A 16,556-nucleotide genomic window follows, 5' to 3' on the forward strand; every position below is an offset into this window, starting at 1 on the left:
AAATGCGTGCGTCTCAATGGTTTTTAGCCACTCTCAAAGAAACTCCCAACGATGCTGAGATTGTTTCTCATCAATTAATGCTGAGAACTGGAATGATTCGTAAGCTGGGTTCAGGCCTTTATACCTGGATGCCTTTGGGTTTAAAAGTATTACGTAAAATAGAACAAATAGTACGAGAGGAAATGAACCGCATCAACTCCATGGAGTTACTCATGCCCGCAGTGCAACCTGCAGAGCTATGGCAAGAAACAGGACGTTGGGACACCTTTGGTGGCCAGCTTCTTACCATGAAAGACTCTAATGGTCGAGAATATTGCTATGGCCCAACCCACGAAGAAGTAATCACGGATATTATGCGTAATGAATTGCAATCCTATAAGCAATTACCCGCAAGTTTTTATCAGATCCAGACCAAATTCCGCGACGAAATCAGACCACGTTTTGGGGTGATGCGTGCACGAGAATTTATTATGAAAGATGCCTATTCGTTCCATTTAAATTTAGAAAGTCTTCAAATGACCTATCAAGATATGTATCAGGCTTATTGCCGTATCTTTGATCGCATGGGTCTTAAATATCGTGCCGTTGAAGCAGATACAGGTGCTATCGGTGGTTCTGCATCTCATGAATTTCAAGTATTAGCTGATTCGGGTGAAGACTTAATTTTCTATAGTGATCACGGAGATTATGCCGCAAATATTGAACAAGCAACCAGTCTCAAACCTAAAAAAGCAAATCCTACCACTCAAAAAATGATTCTGGTCGATACCCCAAAACAAAAAACCATAGCTGAAGTGTCAAACTTCCTGGGTGTAGCGAGTAGTCAAACTATTAAGACCCTGATTGTAAAGGGAAAAGATCATCCTATGGTTGCTTTAGTTTTAAGAGGTGATGACGAACTCAATGAAGTCAAAGCCATAAAAAATCCTTTGGTGCATTCTCCCTTGCAATTTATAGATGAGGAATCTATTTTAACTAACCTGAAGACACCCATTGGTTCACTGGGTCCGGTAAATTTACCGATTCCTGTTATCGTAGATTACCATGCACTGGCTATGGATTCATTTATTTGTGGTGCCAATCAAGCAGACAAGCATTACCAACATGCTGCATGGGATAGAGATGTGCATGAATATCATGTTTACGACTTACGTAATGTAAAAGAAGGCGATCCCAGTCCAGATGGGAAAGGGGTACTGCGCTCTTGCCGTGGCATTGAAGTTGGCCATGTCTTTCAGCTGGGCGACAAATATGCCAAAGCCATGAACGCTGCAGTCATTAATGAACAAGGTCAATTAGAAACTATGTTAATGGGCTGTTATGGTTTAGGTATCACTCGTGTAGTTGCAGCCGCAATCGAACAACATCATGATGAAAAAGGCATTCTGTGGCCTCAGAATATTGCCCCCTTCCAAGTAGTCATTATTCCTTTGAACGGAAATCGCTCCCCGTTAGTCCAAGAACAAGCAGACGCGTTATATGAACGTTTAAAAGAGTTAGACGTCGATGTATTAATTGACGATCGCAATGAAAGAGCTGGCGTATTGTTTGCGGATCACGATTTGATTGGTATTCCACATCGTATCATCGTAAGTGAACGGAATATGGAACAAAACTGTGTGGAATATAAAAACCGAGCTAATGGAGAAACACAACTACTAAGTTTGGATAATGCAATTGAGACAATCGTTCAACTGGCTTCAAATAAGTAGATTCATCTTAGTACCCTGGGTTTTGTCGAAAAGACGTAACCCAGGCCACTTCATTTCACCCAGGCCCCAAGTTTAGAGCGTATTTCGTTCATCTCCAGGGTTGCCTTCAGTATTCAGATAAGTCAATACCTCATTGTTTTTTAGTGCGTTTATTCCGATGGCAGTAATTTGATTAAATCCTACATCTAACGTGTAAAGCGTTGTCGTTTCAGATAAGGCTAAAGCCCCCTCATCTCCAATGTAATTATGACTCAAACTCAGATTTTGAAGTGGTATCGCTTTAGCTAAGTTTTTTGCCCCCTCATCTCCAATAAGATTATTATCAGCATATAAATTATTTAGAGAACTCATTGTTGCGAGAGCTGCAATACCCTCATCTCCAATTAAATTATTGTCGATATTAAGCAAAGTAAGGTGACTCAAATTTGATAAAGCTTGAGCCCCTGCATTGCCTATGCTACAACCCGCAATAGAAAGCCACTCAAGTGAACTGGCATGAGCTAAAAAATCCGCTCCTTCATTTTGTAACGGATTATTATCCAGAGTGAGATAAAGTAAATTAGGTTTTCTTGCTATAATCTCGACGCCGTCTTTATCAATATTATTGTTTTCTAAATCAATAAAGTTCAGGGAGAAATTTTTATCAAGAAACTCGATACCTTCATTCCCTAAGCGGTTATGGCTTATATATAAACTTTTTAATGTTTGATTCGCAAACAATGCTTTCGCACCTTCTGCCCCTATTTGACTTCTTTTGAGAGAAAGATGAATTAATGATTTATTTTTTGCTAATGATTTAGCTCCCGAAGAACCTATAGGATTACCATCCAGAGAAAGAAAGATCAATGAAGTATTATTTGCCAAAGCTTGCGCTCCATAGGGACCAATATGATTGTTCCCTAAAAGAAGGTATATCAAAGAAACATTCTTTGCTAATGCTTCAGCTCCTAGCGAACCAATACGGTTGCCGGTGAGAAAAAGATATCGAACATGAGTACTAGTAGAAAGTAATTCTGCCCCTTGGTAACCAATCTGATTGTCCGATAGACTTAAACGAGTGATTTCTGGGTGCTCATTGAGATAGGATAAAATGTGTGGAATATCACGATCGCGGAGACTGCACTGATCCAGGAATAAACCTCCCTCGCTAACACGTAGTTCTATATTTTCAATACATTCATTAGATGAGGAATCATAAATTTCTATTTTATCGTTCGCAAATAGGGGTGAAATCATTATACTCAATACAAGTATAAGACTTAAAGCTGCTGTTCTCATTATGAAATCTAGTCCTTTTGTTAAATCTGCTATCCTAATAGGAACATGGAGTTGTATCACGAAGAACAATAAAAACCAACAACCCTACTTATGAGATTTCGTAATTGCTAGCTCCAGGTGCAAGGACTCCATAAGTGTTCGTTTCTTCAGGGGTAATTCGAAAATTTTCAAAATCTCGGATGAAATTGGCGATATGATACGCTAACGAAAAATTAGCATGTTCCCCAAAAATATCATGATAAACCCCTTCCGGAGTTTCAGCTAATGCAGGGCAACACTTTTTGAGTAGAAGATCAGCATATTTTTTATTGATCTCTCCCCATTTCTTCAATATGACATTGGCATGAGTGAGTCGAGCCTCATTTGGGAAAATACTTAATTTATTGAAATGATATAAATTGCCCATTAGATAAAGAACAAAAACTCGGGTTTCCATATATTGCATTGGCATAGCATTCAATACCGAAGGAATGAGAAGTTTAAGCGCAAGGAATTTACTATCTTCTAAATTCCGGATTACAAATAGTAAATTCCAACTGTTGTACAAATACATCCATTCTTTCGATAGATAAAATTGACTGACTCGTTTCTGTAATAGATTTACTATTAAGTCCGGTAATAGACTATATTTTCCATCCTCTGTAATTGAACTTTTCTCAGGCAAAACTAAATTTCTAAAGAAATAACAGTGAGGAGGTCGAAGGTATTCTAACATGCGAATAAGCGTAGCTCCTACAAACGCATTGTCAGCCGGTTTTCCATCCTTGGTGTATTGTTCTTCCCAAGTTGCTTAATATATTTAAGCTCACATTTTTAACTGAATCATCCTGCATTTGGCCTAATGGAGGAGGACAAATCTTCGCATTCCACAATGCTAATCCATGTTGCCTAATAAACTCTTCTGATTTTTTAACAAGTTCTTCCTGGCTAAGCTCCTCATCTCCTAATGCACGAATAAATGCACCTTCTGTGATTACAGGATCAACAGAAACTAATTTTAGGCTTTTAAAAAGAGAACTATTATTCTTATTTGAACAAAAAAAGAAATTGTTGATAGGATTTCCAGGATAAAAAGTATTCCTTTGTTTTTTTGTAAAATTATATATATCTTCATTAAAAGTGAAGCTGTTTACCATAGTCACTGCAAATGCTTCAAATAAACATAATAAATTCAGTTGAACTTGCAGCTGCTCTGTCATTATTTTTAACTCATGATCGCTAATTAATTTTTCTCGCTCTATAAAAGCAAGTAATTCGCATATGGGCGGATTGTTTAGCAATCCCTCCTTCACAGAATCAATAAGTTGCTCTAAATTAATGGATTTTTCGGTGAGTTTATCCAAAAAACTCTTTAACCCCTGGTCGCGAAGTTCAAGTGAATTTAATCTAAAATCATGTAGTATTTTTTGATAATGGATGGATCAGATTGTTGCTTTAAATGGTTAATCACACGAACTAAAAATTGATTGGCTAAGAATTTTGACATAAAAATCTTCTTATTTTTAAGATAGATAGTATATGTTTATTAATTTAATTGAGGCAACTTTTGCATTTCATAGTCCTTTGAATTAATCAATTAGATTTGGATATCAGTTTAATTAAACCCCAAGAAAACAATTGCTGGTTCTACCTTTAATGCTCTTCATTGTTGGGAGGAACCACAATAGCAAAGGGTTCGCTTCTGCTACCATCGATAACTTTATCTAATAGCGTAACTCGTATTAAAACCTTCCTTGTTTTACTGTCATCAGAACATTTTGTCTCATTCGGCTCTCTTTTACAGTTTGAAACCTGGTGTACTGTATCGATAGGACTGTTATCGCTATCTATTACTTTTTGATGCTCCAAATCAATAAGCACTAACTCAAGGTGGCTTAGTTTCCATTCTTTTCCTTCGGGAGTATACCCAACGCGTCGTTCATGAACTAGGGTAACTTTTTGCCCTCTTTTTAAAGTAGTTTGATACTCCCATGTGGGCTGCTCTACGGTTAACTCACGTTCCACAATGTCATTTCTTTGTTGAAATGCTTTTTCCATGTTGAGATAACCCCATCCATAAGTTCGATTCCAGGCTGAACCCATGATTTTAGTATGTCCTGTATCCATGGTACCCGCATCAGTCCACGTATCTGCACTATTAATGAGTAAGGCTTTGATGGCCATGGGATTTTGAATCCCTGCATCTTGTAATAACAAAGCTGCCGCACCTACATGAGGAGCTGCTGAGCTTGTTCCCCCCATAAGACGATACCCATCTCTATAGTTCATCGCATTGGAATAGACGAAACCATATATTTTAGGATCGGGAGCGCAGGTCATCGTATCATGGCCCGGAGCAGTTAAATCAGGTTTACGTCTACCAAAGGGTGTAGGACCTCGACTGCTGGTATTCTTTATATGATGTTTGGTTCTATCTACGGTTTTCACCATCGTTTCATTTTCGGCAACAAGAGTATTCATATTGGCAATGGTAAGCGCATTATAATTATCGCCTGGGACTGTTAATGTGGAAGCAAAGGTAAATTGATGCGCGGGTTCTATGTATCCAGCATTTCCTGCCGATTTTACCCAAAGAATTTTCTGAGTATTTACTACATAATCTATGACTTTTGCAAGCCCACTCCACTCAGGACAAGCAGGGCAATTTAAATCAAGTCGACCATTCCCCATGCTGTAATTAATAATGGTGGGTTTCAACTCAGAACGATTCAACATCCAATCCAAAGTTTCCATGGTACGCATAATACTTGCAGGATCAGCGGTTTCCTCTCCTGCTAATCCAGAAACGATGGCTGAGGCCCCATAAGCAATTCCCTTATATTTCTCATGAGTACTGGCATAAATACAGGCTACGCCGGTTGCATGAGGTTCTTTTACACCATTAATCAAATTAGAATATCCAGAGCCTACATCTTGACGCACTACTAATCGTTTACTGGCTAAAGCAGGATGTAAAGGATCTACCCCGGTATCGATAATGCCTATAATACCTTTTTGACCCGTATAACCATGAGCCCACCAATTATTTACATTAGGGTAAAAGGATGATGGCGTTAGTTTTAAAACTTGCGCTGTAACATCTAACTCTGGCATAGCTGCTGGATGAGAAGAAATTTGTGCTGCTGCATTTAAACCCGCAATACGATAGACTAAGTTACGATCTCTAGGAATTTGTATCCCTACTGCAGGCATAAAGCCTAAATCTTTTATATTTACATTAGGAATTTTTTTTATTTCTTCAATAAAAGATTCTTTTTCAGAGAAATCATGTAAAAAAATCAGAAGTGACAAAGGAGCATGTGAAGAACTTCTGGAATGTTTCAAAGTTTGGAGGACATCGGCGTCAATAATAGCTCTTGCCGAAAGAATAGGACTTACACTGATTAAGATTATCGCAAGATAAGATCTTTTGAGTATCCGCCACATACACCATCCTCATTTTTGAGTTTCGATATAATAAATAAGTTTCCTTCTCAATGAGCAAATCATTGTTATCATCTCAATGATGAATAGAACGATTTTAAAGCAAGGAGTTAAAAGAAGAAAGCACTCTGTTAAAAAATATAATTTATACAAGAACATACTGCTCCTCAGTAATCGAGGAGCTTTCTTGAGTTGATTAGGACGAGACTCTTTTGGAGTTCGACGCTCGTTTTTCCATAAAAAATCGAGTGAGCAAAAAACCAATAATAACACCTATAAAATTTATCCAGTAAAACGGCCAGACAAAAATTCCCAGCCCTACAATATTGGGACCTGGACAAATTCCACTAATTCCCCAACCCACACCAAAAGCGATTGCACCAAGAATAAGTTGCCAGTCAACTTTTTCTTTGGTGGGTAATTCATAACGGGTATTTAATAAAGGTTTAGGAAGGCATTTACGTAATTGGAATAACAGAAAAGTTACCAATAAAGCAGTAACAAAAGTGAGGTATAAATTTATTTTAAAGGTAGCTGCACCAATTTTTAAGCCAGAAATAATAATGTCGGGACTATACATTCCCGTTAAAATTAACCCTAAACCAAATATCAATCCAGCAATTAATGAGATTATAGATTTCATATTAGCTCCTTAGTGCACTAACCAAGAGGTGATTATTGCCACAGGAAAAAAGATAGCCACCGCGATGATGGAGCGTTTACGTAATAGAGACAGTCCACAAAGCCCATGTCCACTGGTACAACCACTACCTAAATAGGTACCGCCGCCAACTAATACCCCTCCGAGGAATATGAGCCAATAATTGGTTTTAAAAATTGCTAGGGGATCGGACACAGTTATTAACAAATCAAAGAATAATCCACTTAAAAATAACCCCATAATAAATAAAAGATTATCGATATTGGGTCGATAAGTAGCAAAGTTCCAGGCATTAAAAAGTATTCCGCTGCAACCTAGAATTCTTCCTCGAACCAACAACATTACTCCGGCAGCTACTCCAAGAAGAATTCCTCCAAGAATAACATTCATTTCAACGATCATTAGGGTTGCTCCTTTTATAAAGAATCTTTTTTATGATACCTAAAAAATTCTTTTATTGCTTTAAATACAATAAACTACGATCGTTTTTTTTGTTTATGCAAAAATTCTATCTTAAATTGAATTCCTTTTATTCTAATGTTAAATTTTGTCACTCAATTATTAGAGATAAATATAATGACACGGACGTTTTTTACTTCATCATTCATGCTGTTTTGTTCCATTGCCTCTGCACAAGATCAAGTGATTGAGCATTTTTTTAAAGATGTAAATCCCTCAGTATTGTCTTCCAAGACGAAAAACAATATACAGGCCACCCATTTTCGCCTTGTTGAAATTGACCTCAGCCAACTTTACGCTGAGCTGGAGAACGCGCCACATCGAGATGAATTAAAATCAGGAGCTGGATTACAAATTGCCCTTCCTCTGCCTGATGAAACCACAAAGCTGTATCAGGTTGTTGAAAATAGCACCTTGCATCCAGAGCTCAGTGCAAAATTCCCCACAATCAAAACCTACGATGCTTATGGGATTACTGATCCAAGTGAATTTGTTAAGTTGGATCTAACACCCCAGGGGTTTCATGCAATGATTTTCAGACCAGGACTAAGTCCGGTTTTTATTGATCCCTTAAGAAAAGGAAACAATCAGTATTATATGGTTTATAGTAAAAAGGATTTTATAACTTCAAAGCGCTTAAAATGCGAGGTCCATAGTCAAAATCCATTTGCAACCTCACCTGTTCGTTCAAAACATTTTGCTCGTTTTAATCCTTGTCAACTCAAAAAGTACCGCTTGGCCATGGCTGCAACAGCAGAGTACACCCAATTTCAAGGTGGAACCATAAACGATGCATTGGGAGCAGAAGCAACCACAGTGAACAGAGTGAACGGCGTTTATGAAATTGACATGGCAATTACTATGCAAATTATTGCTAATAATAATCTCATTATTTATACCGATCCTAATGATCAACCCTATACACACGGTTCCCCCCAAAAAATGATTAGAGAAAATCAGAAGAATGTGAATCAAGTTATTGGTGCACCCAATTATGATATTGGTCATGTTGTAGATTCAGCAGGAAGCGGTCTCGCACAATTATCCAGTGTTTGTATTGATGCATATAAAGCAAGTGGAGTCACGGGACAAACCAAGCCTGTAGGAGATCCTTTTGATATTGACTATGTAGCTCACGAAATAGGCCATCAATTTGGAGCAAATCACGTACAAAATAACAGCTGCCAAAGAAATGGGCCTACAGCTGTAGAACCAGGAAGTGGCAGTACCATTATGGGTTATGCGGGAATTTGCCCCCCGAATGTTCAAAAAAATTCAGATGCGTATTTTAATGGGATTAGTCTTCAAGAAATGGGAGCTTTTGTTTCTAGTCCTTCACATACCTGTCCTGTTACTACAGAGATCCCTAGTGCACCGGAGATTTCTAGTGTTAATGGAGGGGTTATTATTCCTGCTCAAACACCTTTTGCTTTGACTGCATCCGCAACTAAAAGTAAGGGCAATGGAGTATTAACCTATACCTGGGAACAAATGAACAATGAAGTTTCTCCCCAACCTCCAACTAGTACAGCAACAGGAGGACCCAGCTTTAGAAGTTTTTCACCACAACCAAAAGGTACTCGTTTTTTCCCAAGTCTCACCGCACTCAGCAATGGAGGTCCGTTTACCTGGGAAGTTTTACCTTCAGTTTCACGTGTTATGAAGTTTAGAGTTTCAGTACGCGGGAATACACCAGGGGGATCTTGCAACGCATATACTGATACCACTGTAACCACCACAAGGAGTGCAGGTCCTTTTATCGTGACCTCCCCCACCGGTAAAGGTATTAGCTGGATAGGTTTATCCCCACAAACAATTACTTGGGATGTAGCAAATACTAATTTTTCTCCGGTTAATGCCAAGAATGTAAACGTTCTTTTATCTACTGATGGCGGTAAAACATTTCCCTATACTCTTTTGTCTAACATACCAAACGATGGGCACGAACAAATCTGCGCACCTAATTTAAATACCACTAAAGCCCGGATTATGGTGCAAGCAAGTAATGGAACCTTCTTTAATATGTCAAAAAATAATTTCTCAATCACCGCAGTTCCGACAAAAGCTCCGGTATTAACGGCAGCCGAGCGTGATCCTATGAACACCAGTACAGCATTTGTTTCATATGCTAATTGTATTTCCATATCCAATGATGTCTATACAGTGAATGGTTTACCTGGCGCCACGGTAAAGTTGGATATTAAGAACCATCGCTTCGTTATTGGAAACATTCGATCGGCCAAAAGGATTCCTCATGTCACGATTACTGCGACCAGTGAAAATCACGTAAGTCAAACTTCAAACCCAATTACTATTCCCAGTATTTTATAGAAAAGGCTTTAATATGAATAAACATTCCCTATCAACAATCCTCGCTTTTATCTTATCATGTAATGGATATACAGGCGTTTATTCTGGTCTAAATTTAGGTATTAATTCAGTTACAATAGATAAAAGCTTGAGCTATCCTCTTGAAGAAGTCACACCTACTTCTTCCAGTTTTAACAACGCATATACTAATTTTCATGGACAACTTACAGCAGGATATGAATTGCTCTTTAGCGCAAGATTTTCTACTGCGTTAGAAGCAGATGCAGATCTGTTCACAGGGAAGTCACGATATAGAATCAATGAATGGTTCTTTAATAATGATGTTCATGCTGAAGAACATTTAGAATATGGATTCTCCCTCTTTTTATTGCCTGCATACCAATATAATGAGTCAGCTCGTTTTTTCGTAGGACCTGGAATTTCAGGAAGTCGTTTTGCGGTGAGCATGAACAATACTGCAGGGAATGTGGGAGTTAGCGACAATTTTAAAAAATGGCTAATCGGTGGCGGTTTAAAAGCAGGAGCCATCACAAGGCTCAATAATAATCTGGATCTACTCTTAACGTATCAATTTATCCAGTACAGCAGTACGGAACGAACTCAGATTGAACCATTATCTGATGAGACACTGCAAGGACGCTATAAGCCTTATGTAAACACTGTATTAATCGGTCTGAGAGTCAATTTACCAGCAATAGTCCATACTAAATGATAGGTATTAATGGTGCAGGTTGAATCAACTCAACCTGCACGAGTTACCATAAACTTTAAGAATTAATTATTCAACAACACCCAAGCATCCCTCCAAGCCAAACCTACGCCAGGTTCATAATAAGCTGGGGCTTGCGCACACCATCCTGAATAAGGCCAAGGTTTACACTGATACCGCTTATGATCCGAACGCCCCATAACTACGGTACCTGCTTTGTAATTGTTAATGCCATCCGGATAGATGTAATCGACTTGGCCGTTAGGCTCAATAAAATCAAGGACCACATGATAATTTTGGGTTCCACTATCACTTAGATAAATTTTATTTGCCTGATCGGCCTCTAAAACGACTTGTCCCGTCTGAGGATCTAACCGACCAATGTGTACTAAATTTGAATTAGCATTAACTATTTGTCCCAGAGCCAATGGCCATTGAGTTGCCTTATTATTACTATCAGTGACCGTTAAGCTATTATTTTCGACTTCAACTTCATTCTTGAAGACACGTAATACCACTTGGGTATTTACCGCAATATCTGCTGAACCATAAAAATCTTGCAATTCAAACCAGGAAGTAGGTAGAGAAACATTATCTATAAATACATCACTACACGAGTAAAATGCTTCAGGGCTATCTGAACGCTGCCATATTACATACACTATTTTTTTACCACTCATATTAGTAGGTAATGGGCAATCCATTTTGTAACGTCCGTTAGCGAGAGTTACATTAGTTATCGTACAAAATGGGCTAGCCTCTAAATCAGACCACTTCAACGGCTCATTAAAGTTATAACTGTCTTTCGTGATATAAAATTTAAAATACTTTGTTTGATGAGGCGCACTCGCGAGATAAGTAAAGGTAAAATGACCATTAGAATCAGGTTTAATTGTAGTTGTAGTCCAATCCGCTCGAGGAAGATTAAACCCTTTAAAAAAATCTCTTCCACCTGCGCATAGTTGCCCATCAGCAATAAGATCTTGATGGCGATCATTAGCTGCCGCCTGATTGATTTCATTCCAATTATACAGTGGTTGAGCACCACCTAATTCGACAGCCGCGCGACACGCAGCAGATTTTGGATTCTCAGGATTTTCTTTATAGCATTGATAAGATCTTGAAATAGGTATTTCCATGGATCCATGAGCATGTAATCCATAACTTGCGCTAAATAGTAGAATACTACTTAATCTAATAAGTCCTTTCATTATTATTATCACCCTCCTTTGGAGTAAAAAAAATTTATATTTATTAAGTACAACCATTCAACTTATAATTAATGAGATTTATCGTCAAGCTCATTCAGCGACATTCAAGGTTGCTGTCTGAATGATTCAGCCCTAAAGCGGTAGATTAACTACAACAGACGCGAATTACATCGAGCCTATTGTCAATTATTGAATACAGCAACTCTAATGTTTGTTCATTGAAAAAGAAGAACTCATTGTTCTTCTTTGAGTCAGTATGTTTTCTAAGCATTTAAATTTAATAGAAAGATACAATGAGGTTTCATTAGGATTTATTATAAAAAACTGGTACTAAAAATATAAGCCTTCCACTTAAAGACAATCTTCAACATATTGAACTTCTTCATGGTTGCCACTATAGATTAAAGTGATTACCTTGCCATCAGATTCAAATCGAATACCCCGATTATCGGGTTTTTCAAAAAAAGTGAGATAATGACCTTGAGGATCATAATGATGGGGTTCTATGGATAATTTACCTTTATATAGCGCTTGGACATGAGATTCAGTATCTCCAATCTTTGCGCCTTTTGATGTCAAATACTTAGGAGAATTAATGTTAATACGCACAATTTTATTACCTGAAACCATGAAGGATACGTTCTTTACCCCATTCAAAGTGACATAAAAGCACCCTTCATTTTCAGCTTGATCGAGATTGGGTTTTGTAGCGTTGAATGTTTTCCCAGTACTACGTTCAACCTGTTTCAGGGTCATATTCATTTTAATAGGACCTAAACCATCCGGTGAAAGAGTCCATTGTGTACTATCCATTGCAAATAATGGATTCAATGAAGCCATCAATAAAATAAATGGTGCGATTCGTTTCATAGATTTATTCCCCTACCCCAATATTTACTCAATCAATCCAAGTGATGCTCTGAAAATTTAAATTGACATATTGAAGGCTAATTTGGTATGTTAATCCAATAATAGATAAAATTTAGTCAAACTGCTATCCATATGAATCATCGCGATACGAACAAAGGCAATAATTATAGTGCAGTGCTTACTGCAAAAGTATCGCCATGCCATGATTTCCTTCAGATAACAACCTCTTTAGTACACATTATTATTATTTTGCCCTCTTTACCCTAGAGCGGTTAGCTTTTTCTATTCCCAACCTCTCTAGGGAGGAAGTCTTGGGATACTAGAATAACTGTCTATACTGGAGGGTATCGTGACTCGCACCAATTTTTTTAAATTAAATAATACTTGTTTGCCCTTTTTGATGTGGTTTTTCCCCCTATCATTTTTTGCGCTTCAATTTATTTTGCGTCTGTGGCCAGGATTAATGATGCACGAAATAATGAAACAATTTTCAATAGATGCATCCAGTTTTGGGCTCTTAGCTGCATTTTATTATTATGGTTATGCGGGAATGCAAATTCCTATGGCGCTATTACTCGAAAAATTTGGCACCAAAACAGTAATTTTTATTTTTACAGTACTCTGTGGCCTCAGCGCCTTACTCTTTACCTCAACTGATAATTTCTATCTAGCCTTGTTGAGTAGATTTTTAATTGGGGCGAGTTCTGCTGTTGGCTTCTTAGGAGTGTCCAAAGTTATTTCGGAATGGTTCAGTAGTACTCAATACTCTCAAATGGTTGGATTTTCATTTAGTATTGGGCTGTTAGGGGCGGTATATGGAGGCAAGCCAGCAACCCAGCTCATTGAGACTTACGGTGGTCAACAGGTTGGTTTATTACTTGCACTCACTTGTATCAGTATAGGAATTTTGGTTTATTTAATCTTACGCACTCCAAAGAATATTAAAACAACAAAATCCAATGCGATAAGCCTATCTTATTTATCGGTTTTATTTAACTCAAGAATATTATGGACGCTTGCCCTGGCAAATTTGCTCATGGTAGGCGCACTGGAGGGTTTTGCAGATGTTTGGGGGGTAGCTTATCTTACTACAGACTATGGTTTTGCTAAATCTGATGCCGCCCTCCTCGTTTCATTTATCTTCGTAGGCATGCTGTTTGGTGGCCCCGTGTTGGCATTTTTGAGTAAAAAAATAGGAAATTATAAAGTTATAGGATTTTGTGGAATTGGATTGGCCTTAACTTTTTTAACACTTCTCACAGGAAATGTGAGTAATTGGTGGATACTTAGTATTTTATTTTTCACGGTTGGGATCTTGTGCTGTTATCAAGTAATTGTATTTGCAGCAGGCTCTACACTGGTTTCCCCAAAACATTTGGGAATAACTATAGCCTTTTTAAACTGTGTGAATATGTTTGGCGGCTCAATTTTTCATACAGTAATAGGCAAAATAATGAATTATTACTGGGAGGGAGGTATCACTGAAGATGGCCTAAGACAATACAGTATCCAATCTTATTATCATGCATTAGTGCTAATACCTTTGTGTGCGTTGATGGGAGCAGGATTAATCTATTTGATTCACAAAAAGGCCAAGAATCAAATAGGGGTCATGTCTATTGAAAAGACTATAACTTCTTAAAAGGCCACTAATTAATTGATTTCAGCTGCATTATAAACTCTTCAGCAATTTTATAATGCAGGCAATTATTTTGTACTTTTTCAATATAACCTAATTCTTCTAGTCTATTTAAAGCTGGAAGAACATCTGGAGACAACTCATAGCGGAATCTGGGTACAGAAGAATTCAATATTGCGTCCTTATCGACAACAAAAAATTCTTTTATATTTTTAAAATTTGGATTGGTCACATCATTTTTAATCACACTCATGAAATGAGAGTATTCATTAAAAAGTTTATCTAAATCCAATATTTTTTTTTGCTTTATATGTTCTGTTTTATTCTTATTCTGCACGAATTTTTGTACTTGCCACCCACCTAAAGCAGTAGTAAAACAACCGCTTAAAAAGCCAAATAAAAATGAAGTATTCATGTTTTTTAAAATAAGAGATTGATGATGCGAAGCATGATCATTAAACGATTAAAAAGTTGATTAATTATATATCAAAATAGGAATAAAAGTAACGATACTTTATTTTAAGATCTTGCATACTTGAGCCAGATCCCCGCTTGCTTTTTCAATTAGGCATTACTAAACTACCCCTATTTTGTTCTGTTTAAGACTTGTCTGCATGCTATATGACCACTATGCCAGAACTATTGCTTTACCTAACTCATCAAAAGAGGATAAATATGCTTCGAAAATTCTTCATTGTTTCTATTTTGGTTCTAGCTGGCGTATTGACTGCCTGTGGTCCTATCTATAATACCCAATACAGTTATGTTCCGCCAAAATCAGATATAGCAAAAATGTGCACTGCCCAGTGTATTCAAAGTAAAAATGATTGCCAACAAAGTTGCCGAGTAGACAATGAAAATTGCCGCCTAAGAGCTCAACAAAATGCGATGTTTGAATACAAACAATACAAAGAAGACCAAAAAAGAATGGGCTTACCGATTAGTAAATCTATAACTGATTTTGATCGAAGCAATAGCTGTACCAATTCGTGTCAATGTGAGTCTACGTATCGTGATTGTTATTCCGCCTGTGGCGGGGAAGTCAGAGAACATAAAGTATGTGTCGCGTTTTGTGACAAGCATTAGGCAAAGCTTATAATTCGTCCCGACGCTCCGATAAAGATAAAATTTTTTATATTTAGGGCAAAGTCCAGACAAACCAGCAATTTATTGATTCAGAATTGCTGGTTTTTTCATTTTAAAAGCTTTGGAAACCGATCTATTTGGCGTCCTTAGCCTATAACAAATAGGCCAATTATTTTACAATTTAATAAACCTTTGCCACACTTTAGTTGACCCATTGTAACGAGTAGAAATAATAATGAAGAAAATAATCCTTTATTTTTTAGCTTTCATTGGCACTTTGGCTATATTATTTTTTATCGCTCAATGGTTTAGCATAACGGGAACGACGATGTATGAGGGCGGTCCTGTACCCATGCCAGCGGCAGTCGGAAAGCAAGAGTATGCTGGTGGCTCTGTAGCAATGCAGAGCACAAGCCCATCTTCTGGAAGCCAACCATCAGATCAGGTTATGCGAGGTATGATTATTCGTAATGCGAATATTTCCTTGCAAGTTAATAACATTAACACCGCAATAGAAAAAATTTCTCAACTAGCAGAAAATTCAGGTGGCTATGTTGTAAGCTCCAATGTAACTCAGGATAACGATGCAACCAATAATACTAATGCAAATATTAGTATTAGAGTACCTGCCCAAGGCTTACATAAAGCCTTAACTGCATTAAAGTCCCTCGCAACCCGCGTTATGCAAGAATCAGTAACTGGTGAAGACATTACCCAACAATTTGTTGATTTACAAAGCCAACTGAGCAATTTACAAAAAGCCAAAGAACAGCTCTCCAAAATTATGACCAGCGCAACAAATACATCTGACGTTTTGAGTGTCTTTAAGCAATTAAGCGATACCCAAGGACAAATTGATGTCATCCAAGGACAAATTAAATATTTTAAGGAATCAGTAGCTTATTCATTAATCAATATTAACCTAAGCATGAACCCGATCGTTCAAACAGAGCAACAAAAACAATGGAAAATTACCGAAACATTTATTAACTCATATCATGCCCTCATTGATCAATTACGCAATTTTACTTATGGCTTGATCGCTTTCTTTGTGTATGTTTTACCCTTACTACTATTATGGATTTGTATCGTTTTGATTGTTTATTGGATAGGTAAAAAAATCTGGAATAATCTTAATAAGAGCTAATCCCGCGAACTAGGAAACTGTATTTATGAA

15 protein-coding genes are annotated in these 16,556 nt (G+C 37.4%); 6 read left to right on the top strand and 9 right to left on the bottom strand.

Annotated elements, in window-relative coordinates:
• The first annotated feature begins 2 nt into the window (after window positions 1-2).
• Window positions 3-1,712, top strand: coding sequence for a proline--tRNA ligase (locus ACWTE2_RS09830; protein WP_454785206.1), 1,710 nt, complete (start codon window positions 3-5; stop codon window positions 1,710-1,712).
• A gap of 72 nt (window positions 1,713-1,784) precedes the next feature.
• On the opposite strand, the gene ACWTE2_RS09835 is transcribed toward ACWTE2_RS09830, so the two are convergent.
• From ACWTE2_RS09835 to ACWTE2_RS09860, 6 genes are all read right to left on the bottom strand, one after another.
• A complete protein-coding gene (locus tag ACWTE2_RS09835) occupies window positions 1,785-2,990 on the bottom strand; it encodes a leucine-rich repeat domain-containing protein (RefSeq protein ID WP_454785207.1) in 1,206 nt (401 codons plus the stop codon).
• Window positions 2,991-3,078: 88 nt separating this feature from the next.
• Window positions 3,079-3,705, bottom strand: a complete 627-nt coding sequence (locus ACWTE2_RS09840) for a hypothetical protein (RefSeq protein ID WP_454785208.1) — start codon at window positions 3,703-3,705, stop codon at window positions 3,079-3,081.
• A 31-nt stretch (window positions 3,706-3,736) separates the two neighbouring features.
• Window positions 3,737-4,333 (bottom strand): hypothetical protein, encoded by a 597-nt coding sequence (locus tag ACWTE2_RS09845; RefSeq protein WP_454785209.1) that lies wholly within the window; start codon window positions 4,331-4,333, stop codon window positions 3,737-3,739.
• Window positions 4,334-4,622: 289 nt separating this feature from the next.
• A complete protein-coding gene (locus ACWTE2_RS09850) occupies window positions 4,623-6,416 on the bottom strand; it encodes a S8 family serine peptidase (protein ID WP_454785210.1) in 1,794 nt (597 codons plus the stop codon).
• 193 nt (window positions 6,417-6,609) lie between these two features.
• Window positions 6,610-7,056 (bottom strand): DUF6691 family protein, encoded by a 447-nt coding sequence (locus ACWTE2_RS09855; RefSeq protein WP_454785211.1) that lies wholly within the window; start codon window positions 7,054-7,056, stop codon window positions 6,610-6,612.
• Window positions 7,057-7,065: 9 nt separating this feature from the next.
• On the bottom strand, window positions 7,066-7,476 hold the full coding sequence (locus ACWTE2_RS09860) for a YeeE/YedE family protein (protein ID WP_454785212.1): 411 nt from the start codon (window positions 7,474-7,476) through the stop codon (window positions 7,066-7,068).
• 174 nt (window positions 7,477-7,650) lie between these two features.
• Between ACWTE2_RS09860 and ACWTE2_RS09865 the strand changes: the two genes are divergently transcribed.
• Entirely contained in the window at window positions 7,651-9,864 is a 2,214-nt protein-coding gene (locus ACWTE2_RS09865) for a reprolysin-like metallopeptidase (protein WP_454785213.1), read from the top strand.
• A 13-nt stretch (window positions 9,865-9,877) separates the two neighbouring features.
• Entirely contained in the window at window positions 9,878-10,576 is a 699-nt protein-coding gene (locus ACWTE2_RS09870) for an outer membrane beta-barrel protein (RefSeq protein ID WP_454785214.1), read from the top strand.
• Window positions 10,577-10,638: 62 nt separating this feature from the next.
• Here ACWTE2_RS09870 and ACWTE2_RS09875 read toward each other — a convergent pair whose 3' ends face one another.
• Together ACWTE2_RS09875 and ACWTE2_RS09880 are read right to left on the bottom strand one after the other, a co-directional pair.
• A complete protein-coding gene (locus ACWTE2_RS09875) occupies window positions 10,639-11,784 on the bottom strand; it encodes a lytic polysaccharide monooxygenase (RefSeq protein ID WP_454785215.1) in 1,146 nt (381 codons plus the stop codon).
• A 351-nt stretch (window positions 11,785-12,135) separates the two neighbouring features.
• Entirely contained in the window at window positions 12,136-12,654 is a 519-nt protein-coding gene (locus tag ACWTE2_RS09880; protein ID WP_454785216.1) for a hypothetical protein, read from the bottom strand.
• A 349-nt stretch (window positions 12,655-13,003) separates the two neighbouring features.
• Here ACWTE2_RS09880 and ACWTE2_RS09885 point away from each other — a divergent pair, with 349 nt between their 5' ends.
• Entirely contained in the window at window positions 13,004-14,296 is a 1,293-nt protein-coding gene (locus ACWTE2_RS09885; RefSeq protein WP_454785217.1) for an MFS transporter, read from the top strand.
• Window positions 14,297-14,303: 7 nt separating this feature from the next.
• Here the strand turns inward: ACWTE2_RS09885 and ACWTE2_RS09890 are convergent, their stop codons facing one another.
• A complete protein-coding gene (locus ACWTE2_RS09890) occupies window positions 14,304-14,708 on the bottom strand; it encodes a hypothetical protein (RefSeq protein WP_454785218.1) in 405 nt (134 codons plus the stop codon).
• Between the two features lie 260 nt (window positions 14,709-14,968).
• Between ACWTE2_RS09890 and ACWTE2_RS09895 the strand changes: the two genes are divergently transcribed.
• On the top strand, window positions 14,969-15,379 hold the full coding sequence (locus ACWTE2_RS09895; RefSeq protein ID WP_454785219.1) for a hypothetical protein: 411 nt from the start codon (window positions 14,969-14,971) through the stop codon (window positions 15,377-15,379).
• A 235-nt stretch (window positions 15,380-15,614) separates the two neighbouring features.
• Window positions 15,615-16,526, top strand: a complete 912-nt coding sequence (locus ACWTE2_RS09900) for a DUF4349 domain-containing protein (protein ID WP_454785220.1) — start codon at window positions 15,615-15,617, stop codon at window positions 16,524-16,526.
• The last annotated feature ends 30 nt before the right edge of the window (window positions 16,527-16,556 follow it).

The organism is Legionella nigrisilvae (assembly GCF_977063395.2).

What these genes read in the sequence shown, in the direction of transcription:
- ACWTE2_RS09875 (WP_454785215.1), bottom strand. Translation starts at nt 11,784, where the DNA reads ATGAAAGGACTTATTAGATTAAGTAGTATTCTACTATTTAGCGCAAGT.
- ACWTE2_RS09890 (WP_454785218.1), bottom strand. Translation starts at nt 14,708, where the DNA reads ATGAATACTTCATTTTTATTTGGCTTTTTAAGCGGTTGTTTTACTACT.
- ACWTE2_RS09830 (WP_454785206.1), top strand. Translation starts at nt 3, where the DNA reads ATGCGTGCGTCTCAATGGTTTTTAGCCACTCTCAAAGAAACTCCCAAC.
- ACWTE2_RS09870 (WP_454785214.1), top strand. Translation starts at nt 9,878, where the DNA reads ATGAATAAACATTCCCTATCAACAATCCTCGCTTTTATCTTATCATGT.
- ACWTE2_RS09895 (WP_454785219.1), top strand. Translation starts at nt 14,969, where the DNA reads ATGCTTCGAAAATTCTTCATTGTTTCTATTTTGGTTCTAGCTGGCGTA.
- ACWTE2_RS09855 (WP_454785211.1), bottom strand. Translation starts at nt 7,056, where the DNA reads ATGAAATCTATAATCTCATTAATTGCTGGATTGATATTTGGTTTAGGG.
- ACWTE2_RS09880 (WP_454785216.1), bottom strand. Translation starts at nt 12,654, where the DNA reads ATGAAACGAATCGCACCATTTATTTTATTGATGGCTTCATTGAATCCA.
- ACWTE2_RS09850 (WP_454785210.1), bottom strand. Translation starts at nt 6,416, where the DNA reads ATGTGGCGGATACTCAAAAGATCTTATCTTGCGATAATCTTAATCAGT.
- ACWTE2_RS09860 (WP_454785212.1), bottom strand. Translation starts at nt 7,476, where the DNA reads ATGATCGTTGAAATGAATGTTATTCTTGGAGGAATTCTTCTTGGAGTA.
- ACWTE2_RS09865 (WP_454785213.1), top strand. Translation starts at nt 7,651, where the DNA reads ATGACACGGACGTTTTTTACTTCATCATTCATGCTGTTTTGTTCCATT.
- ACWTE2_RS09900 (WP_454785220.1), top strand. Translation starts at nt 15,615, where the DNA reads ATGAAGAAAATAATCCTTTATTTTTTAGCTTTCATTGGCACTTTGGCT.
- ACWTE2_RS09835 (WP_454785207.1), bottom strand. Translation starts at nt 2,990, where the DNA reads ATGAGAACAGCAGCTTTAAGTCTTATACTTGTATTGAGTATAATGATT.
- ACWTE2_RS09840 (WP_454785208.1), bottom strand. Translation starts at nt 3,705, where the DNA reads ATGTTAGAATACCTTCGACCTCCTCACTGTTATTTCTTTAGAAATTTA.